Origin of the sequence: Candidatus Alcyoniella australis, assembly GCA_030765605.1 — a bacterium.
Classification (GTDB): domain Bacteria; phylum Lernaellota; class Lernaellaia; order JAVCCG01; family Alcyoniellaceae; genus Alcyoniella; species Alcyoniella australis.
Map to the genome: position 1 here is coordinate 41,246 of JAVCCG010000069.1, position 7,263 is coordinate 48,508.

The window sequence follows — 7,263 nt, forward strand, 5'->3', positions numbered from 1 at the left end:
CGAGGACCATGAGAAACAAAATAGCTCTGGTACTGCTGATCGCTTTGGCCGTGGTGCTGATAGCGGGATGCGGCAAGCCCGGCAACGAAGCAGCACAAACCGAGCAAGCCGACACTACGGAGCCCGAACAGCCCGCGACCGACGCTCCGCCGATGATGCTCACGGCCGACGGCAAGATCCCGATCGTCAGCTATCTGGATGATGTGGAGATCCAGTACGAGACCGAGGCGCAGAAGCAATCGATCGTCAAGGCGCTGAGCGACATCCTCGATAGCGACGCCGACGAGCTGATGGCCGTGCGCTACCCGGACTACAAGGGCAAAGCCGATCAGTGGGATCTGTCGACGATGATCACCAGCTACTTCGCGCCGTCCAATCCCAGCGAGTTCCTCGGCTCATTCTACTTTGACCTCAAACGGCCTGAGGTCCAGGCCAAGGTTTTGGAACTGCTGCAAACCCTTGATCCGGCCGCGGCCGCGGCGCACGCAACTCAGGACCAAGTGGGGAATACTGCCCCAGCGCAGCCCGATCCGCAGGCGTCCCCAACCGAAGATTAGTCGTTCAATCGCAGGTCGGGCAGCTCGCCCAGGTTGTCCAGGGGCGTGTCGTTGCGGTCAGTGCGCAGATAACGGCCCTCAACAGTGCGCATTTGCTCGCCCTCAATCCACTTGCCGTCCTCTAACAGCGCGGTCCAAATCGATATTTTCATCTCGCGGACCAACGCCACCACCGACGCCTTGCGGAACATGGAAACCGGGCCCCGCAGGCTGCTGGACATCCCCAGCGCAATGATCGAGCCGTCCGGAGCCTTTTTCTGGCACTTAATATAATAATCAGCCATCCTTAATAATCGCCATTCTGCCCCTGATCGATTATATATTTCATATCAACCTAGCCCTTTTCTTGGCTCGCATCAAGTTATATAGCCAAATTAATCATCAACCGTGATTTCGGTTTAAAGGCTGACTTAAGCTGCCGTATTTACACAATCAGCTTATACCCATCGCAAAATACACAAGCCAGCGGGGCCGCGAATCCACAAACCTGAATTCAATTCATAGCCTAGCTGTCGGGTAATGTTTGAGTCGCCCGGCAAGGTCGTGGCATTACGACTATGGTCGGCTCGCGTGTTTTACCGCCCGGCTTAAAGCCGGGGAGGGGGCTACTTGTTCATCGCGGACATGAGCCCTTCGTTGTCCTCAGTGCCGATGATCCGGTCGAGTAAAAATTCCATCGAGTCGATGGCGTTGAGCGGCGAGAGCACGCGGCGCAGCAACCAGATACGCGCCAAGCTGTCCTTGTCCAGCAGCAGTTCCTCTTTGCGGGTTCCGGAGCGGTTGATGTCGATCGCCGGGAAAATTCTGCGGTCAGCGAGCTTGCGCTCGAGGTGGATCTCCATGTTGCCGGTACCCTTGAACTCCTCGTAGATCACCTCGTCCATTCGGCTGCCGGTGTCGACCAGGGCCGTGGCGATGATCGTCAGGCTGCCGCCCTCCTCGATGTTGCGCGCGGCGCCGAAAAAGCGTTTGGGCTTGTGCAGCGCGTTGGAGTCCACGCCTCCGGAGAGGATCTTGCCTGAGTGCGGCACTACGGTGTTGTAGGCGCGGGCCAGACGGGTAATCGAGTCGAGCAGGATGATCACGTCGCGCTTATGCTCGACCAGACGCTTGGCCTTCTCGATCACCATTTCGGCCACCTGCACGTGGCGCTGGGCCGGTTCGTCAAAGGTTGAGCTGATCACCTCGCCCTTGACCGAACGCTGCATGTCGGTGACCTCCTCGGGTCGCTCGTCGATCAGCAGCACGATCAGGTAGACCTCTTTGTGGTTCTTGGCCACGGCGTGGGCGATGTCCTGGAGGATCATCGTTTTGCCGGCCTTGGGCGGTGAGACGATCAGACCGCGCTGCCCTTTGCCCAGGGGGGTGAGCAGATCCATGATGCGGGTGGAGTAGGCCTCGGCGCTGTGTTCGAGGTTGAGTTTCTCGTCGGGATAGAGCGGAGTGAGGTTGTCGAAGAGAATCTTGTCGCGGATCGCGTCGGCCTCCTCGTAGTTGACCGCTTCGACCTTGAGCAGGGCGAAGTAGCGCTCGCCCTCTTTGGGCGGGCGGATCTGGCCCGAGACCGTGTCGCCGGTGCGCAGGTTGAAGCGCCTGATTTGGCTCGGCGAGACGTAGATATCGTCGGGGCCGGGCAGGTAGTTGTAATCCGGCGCGCGTAAAAAGCCGAACCCGTCGGGCAGGATCTCGAGGGTTCCCTCGCCGTAGATCAGTCCGCTCTTCTCGGCCTGGGCCTGCAACAGGGCAAAGATCAGCTCCTGCTTGCGCATGCCCGAGGCGCCTTCGACGTTGAAGTCGCGGGCGATCTTGGTCAGCTCGGAAATCTTTTTCTCTTTAAGGCTCTTAAGGTTCAGTTCTTCAACTTTCGTTGATTCCGACTCGCTCATCGCGATCTCCTAAAGGGTTTTTCACCGGTTGGTTTTCCAAGATCTTCGCCCGATAAAGCGGGCGGTCTGGTGTTATCCGATGTGATAGAGCATAAAGTTACGGGGATGGCGTATCCGTATATGTGGCTTGTGTAGAATACCTTACGCGGCAAGCCGCGTTGCGTCAAGCGCTTTTACAGAGTTTATTTGGTCTCTTTAAGCGCAATGCCTCCGCGGACCGCTCCGGGCTTGCCATAATGATACGCTCCATGGCATACAATATTCAGTGAGCGTCCGGTCTTAACCGGCTGCAAGCGATTGGATAGGGGATTTGCCCAAACTAAAGCTGTTACAGCAACTGGAAAGCCCTGAGCTGCGGCGTCGGCTGATATGGTCGGCGGGCCTGCGCTACGGCACTCTAATCACCCTGTGGCTGGTGATCGTGCTGCCTGCGGACGGCTGGCGGCTGGCGGACTATCCGCTTTTCCACATCGCCTTGGCGGGCGCGGTGGCGATCAACACCGCCTACCTGATGTGCTACTGGCAGTGGCGCTTCGTGACCCAGGCCAACTACATCGCCACGGTCTTCGACGTGCTGGGAATCAGCGCGCTGGTGCTGCTCACCGGGTTGACCCAAAGCCCGTTCGTGCTGCTTTACTTCGTGCAGATCATGGCCTCGATCCTGCTGATCAACGTGATGCAGGCGCTGCTGGCGAGCATCTACGGCCTGGTGATGTTCACGATCCTCGCCGGCGGAACGGCTCTGGGGCTGATCGCCCGTATCAACCCGGTCCTGACCGGCACGGCCCTACTCGAGAATTCGATCTACATGCCCTCGCTGTTGGTGGTGCTGTGCCTGTTCATCGGCTACGCGTTCATGATCAACCTGGTGCTCAGCGTGGGGGTGCGCGAACGCAGCGCCAAGATCGAGCAATCCCTGACGCGGCTCAACTCCTCGCGCGAGGAGTTGATGTCAAGCTTTTATCGCCTGGAGGCGATGGGCGACCGGCTGTCCAAGGAGCGCCGCGGGCGCGAGCTGGCCGAGGAGGTGCTGTGGCGCATGGAGCGGCTGACCACCCAGGGGCGGCTGGCCGGCGCGATCCTGCCCCAACTGCGGCAGTACCTGACCACGATCGTCACCCAGGCCGAGCTGATCGCCTCGGGCCGCACCAACCCCGAACGCGCCACCGAGACCTCGCTACGCATCAGCGAGGTCGCCCATCGGCTGGACGGCCTGCTCGAGCTGATGGCCCCGGGCGACAGCCAGGGGATGCGCGACCTGTTCAGCCCGGTCGAGCTCAACCAGACCGTGGAGACCTGCGTGGAGCAGGTCGGCCCCGAGGCCCGCACGCACCAGGCGGTGGTCGAGACCTCCCTGGATGCGAACATCCCGCCGATCCACGGCGTACGGATGCAGATCGAGCAGATCGTGCTCAGCCTGTTGGGCCATTGCATGGACGCGCTGCCCGCCGAGGCCGGTCACATTAAAATTGAGACCGTGCTGGGCGAGGATTCCTCGATCTCGCTGATCGTCAGCGACAACGGCCGGGGAATTCCCGAGGAACAGATGTCGCGGATCTTCGAGCCGTTCTTCTCGCCCCAGGATTCACAGGGCTCGAACAACCTCGGCCTGCACCTGGCGCGGATCCTGATCCAGCGCCACGGCGGCGATATCAAAGTCAAATCGAGCCCCGGCCGGGGCACGAGCTTCAGGATCACCCTTCCCTCAAATTAATCCGCACTATCCGGGCCGAGCCTGGTTAGCAGATCGCTGAGCGCCTTCACCTGCTCCAGCAGCGGATCGCCCTCCTCGGGAATCCGCGCCAACGGTTCAGCCTCGCCCGGATCGAGCAATAGCTCGTAGGCCGACGGCGCGCCGTGGTCCGCGGGCAGGATCAGCTTGAGCTGACCATCGGTGCCCGCGGTCAGTCCCTTGCGCGTAAGCATCAGCGCCGGCTCGCCCATGGCCTCCTCCTCGCCGTCGAACGCGGCCGAGAGGTCCACGCCATCGGTGGCCGCGGGCAGGAACGCGCCGGGCAGAGCCAGCATGTACAGCGTCGGCACGATGTCCGCGGTACGCGCCAGGGCGTTGATCCGCGTTCCGCCGAGACGCGAGCGCGGCAGCCGGATCAGCAGCGGCACGCGCACCTGCTCCTCGTACAGCCGCTCGGAGTGCCACTTGTAGCCGTGGTCGCCCAAACCCTCTCCGTGGTCGCCGACCACGGCCAGCGCCAGCTCGTCGAGCAGCCCGCGTTGCGCAAGCCCGTCGATCAGCCGTCCCAGCTGTTGATCGACGTAGCGTACCTCCGAAGCGTAGAGCTGCTTAATCAGCTCTGCCTCGCCGGGCTGCTGTTCGTCTTCGAACCAACGGCGGTTGACCGCCTCGACCAGCTCCGGGTCGAAATTGCCCTCGTGATCGAGATAGGGGTGGTGTGCGTCGTAGAGGTGAACCCAGAGCAGAAACGGCTGTGGAGCGCGATCCAGCCAGGCCAAGGCCGCGTCCACGGTCAGCGCGCCGTCGCGCTCGAGTACGTAATCGCCCAGCCGGGAGCGCATCTCGTCGAGCAGGCTGGGCAACGAGAGGAACGAGCGCAGTCGGCCGGCAAAGGCATCGTCGTAGACCGCGAAGCCCCGTCCGAGTCCGAAGGCGCGGTCAAGGGGGTAGCCCGAGACAAAGGCCCCGCAGCGATACCCGGCCAAGCCCAGCATCTGGGCCAGGGTCGTAACATGGCTGCCGATCGGGTGGCCGTTGCCGCGCCAGGCGCCGTGATTAAGCGGCTCGAGGCCGCTGATGATCGTGGCGTGGGAGGGCGTGGTCTCGGGCTGGGTGCAGTAGGCCAGATCGAAACAGATCGACGATTGCGCCAGCCGATCCAGGTTCGGGGTCAGGCCGTGCTCCGATCCGTAAAGCCCCAGGTAGTCGACGCGCAGAGTATCAAGGGTCACCAGCACCAGCGAGACGCCGTAATCGGTCCGGCGATTCTGGGCCCCTTGCTCCGCGATCAGCCGGTACGAAACGCCGAGCAGCAGCAACACAATCCCGATTGCGGCCATAACCGAACGCCGCGCCGATTGCCGCGCGAACAGCAGCGCAACCAGCAACGTCAGCGCAGCGATCAACAGCAGCGGCAAACCCAGGCTCAACGCCGCGGTCCAGGATTCCCCGCCGCCGAAAAGCTGAAACGCGCGTAAAGCCACGACCACGGCCAAAGCACAGCCGGAGGGCGCAATGATCGTCAACGCGCGCCAGAAACGTCCGCCGCCCAATGCGTTGCCCACGATCCACATCAGCGGCGCGAGCAGCACGGCCAGCGCCGTCCACTGCAAAGCTCCGGCCGCCAACAGCGGCAGAACCACCGTCGGTCCGTAAAGCAGGTCCGGCCGCAACGCAGCCGAACCCAACAGCTCCGCCGGTCCTCCGACGGCCGCGGCCAGGACCAAGCTCCACAGCAGGCCGCCGATCCCTTGACCATGACGCATGGCGTCAAGAATATACCACGCACCGCGCAATGCAAGGTTAGCCCGAATAATTGCTTTATTCAGCGCGGCGCGATATGCAGGAATAGTCAATCCAAAGCTGTGAGGTAAATGCGATGAGCCGTGCATTGACTCCTTGTGTGGTCGTGCTGTCGATTTGCTGCCTGCTGGCCGCGGCGACCTTTATCTCCGATTCGGCCCGCGCCGCGGACTGCCCGACGACCTACGAGAACTTCGGCAAAGCTTTCATGGAGCAGTACTGCACCCGCTGCCACGCCAGCGATAAGAGCGGCTTCGGCCGCAAGGGCGCACCCGCGGGCTACGACTTCGACCTGGTCGAGAAGATCGCCGAAGACAAGGGTGATATCCTCGAGTGGGTGATCGATAAAAAGTCGATGCCGCCGCGCGGCGACAAGCCCGGCGCGGACCAGCGCAATAAGCTCAAAGCCTGGCTGGACTGCGAATACTGAGGTAAAGATCGCCCGGCTTAGTGCTGATGCCCCGGCGAGCAGGTGGGGTGTGGGGAGGCGGCGCGATGGCGCAGCCGTCGCGCCGCCGTCTCTCCTCCCCGCGCTCGGCAAAAATCAGTTTGAGATTTTTCCTACTAAGCTCAAAGGCGATGCAATTGTGTGCGCGGGGGATTGATCAGCGGGTTCTCATCCGAAAATAGGGCTGACCAGCGTTATTGGCAAAGCGGGACACTGGGTGCGTCCGCCAGCAGATGAAAAGAAGTCTTAACCTGTCTCGATTAACTGGGCGCCTTTGAGAACCCTCTGAGCAAGCCTCCGTGCGAACCAGAGAACTATCTCAGCGTATTTCGGACCGGCAATCCGAAAAAATCTCAAACTGATTTCTGCCGAGCGCCTACCCAATAATGTTATTCAACATTATTACCCTCCTCCCATTTTCCGATGCGGAGAAGGTCGTGGCGCTAGGACTAGCGAACTGCGCGAGTTTTGCCCCCGGCTCAAAGCCGGGCGCGGAAAAGGTCGTGGCATTAGGACTAGCGAACTACGCGGGCCATGTGGCGGCTCAAAGCCGCCGCTCGCCCCGGACCAGGAGCAGCACCAGCGAGGCCAGAGCCGCGGCCACAGCGCCGCAGGCAAAGGCTGCCGGCGCGCCGACAAACTTCCAGATCAGGCCGAACAACAGCGAGGCGGGCAGCGCGCCGATCCCCACGCTGAGGTGGAACCAGCCGTAGGCGCTGCCGCGCTGCTGCGCCGGGACCAGGTCCGCGACCAGCGCCCGCTCCGGCCCCTCGACCAGGGCGTAGTACATGCCGTAGGCCGCGAACAACGCCCAGACGTGCCAGGCAGTTGTGGCCAGGCCCAGCAGCAGGTAGACCACGGCGTATAATCCCCAAC

Annotated in this window: 7 protein-coding genes; 3 read left to right on the top strand and 4 right to left on the bottom strand. The window is 61.9% G+C overall.

Features of this window, described 5'->3' with window-relative positions; all coding sequences use genetic code 11:
* Nucleotides 1-8: 8 nt before the first annotated feature.
* Nucleotides 9-557: a hypothetical protein gene (locus P9M14_07790; GenBank protein ID MDP8255633.1), complete on the top strand. Its 549-nt coding sequence runs from the start codon at nucleotides 9-11 to the stop codon at nucleotides 555-557.
* Here P9M14_07790 and P9M14_07795 read toward each other — a convergent pair.
* Nucleotides 554-841: a DUF3892 domain-containing protein gene (locus tag P9M14_07795; protein ID MDP8255634.1), complete on the bottom strand. Its 288-nt coding sequence runs from the start codon at nucleotides 839-841 to the stop codon at nucleotides 554-556. The two genes, P9M14_07790 and P9M14_07795, sit on opposite strands and share 4 nt — an antisense overlap.
* Nucleotides 842-1,162: 321 nt before the next feature.
* Nucleotides 1,163-2,410, bottom strand: coding sequence for a transcription termination factor Rho (gene rho / locus P9M14_07800; protein ID MDP8255635.1), 1,248 nt, complete (start codon nucleotides 2,408-2,410; stop codon nucleotides 1,163-1,165).
* A gap of 343 nt (nucleotides 2,411-2,753) precedes the next feature.
* Between rho and P9M14_07805 the strand changes: the two genes are divergently transcribed.
* A complete protein-coding gene (locus tag P9M14_07805) occupies nucleotides 2,754-4,157 on the top strand; it encodes an ATP-binding protein (protein ID MDP8255636.1) in 1,404 nt (467 codons plus the stop codon).
* On the opposite strand, the gene P9M14_07810 is transcribed toward P9M14_07805, so the two are convergent.
* Entirely contained in the window at nucleotides 4,154-5,902 is a 1,749-nt protein-coding gene (locus P9M14_07810) for a sulfatase (GenBank protein MDP8255637.1), read from the bottom strand. The two genes, P9M14_07805 and P9M14_07810, sit on opposite strands and share 4 nt — an antisense overlap.
* Nucleotides 5,903-6,015: 113 nt before the next feature.
* Here P9M14_07810 and P9M14_07815 point away from each other — a divergent pair, with 113 nt between their 5' ends.
* Nucleotides 6,016-6,369, top strand: coding sequence for a cytochrome c (locus tag P9M14_07815; protein ID MDP8255638.1), 354 nt, complete (start codon nucleotides 6,016-6,018; stop codon nucleotides 6,367-6,369).
* Between the two features lie 562 nt (nucleotides 6,370-6,931).
* On the opposite strand, the gene P9M14_07820 is transcribed toward P9M14_07815, so the two are convergent.
* On the bottom strand, nucleotides 6,932-7,263 hold a 332-nt coding region (locus tag P9M14_07820), incomplete at its 5' end, for a hypothetical protein (GenBank protein ID MDP8255639.1).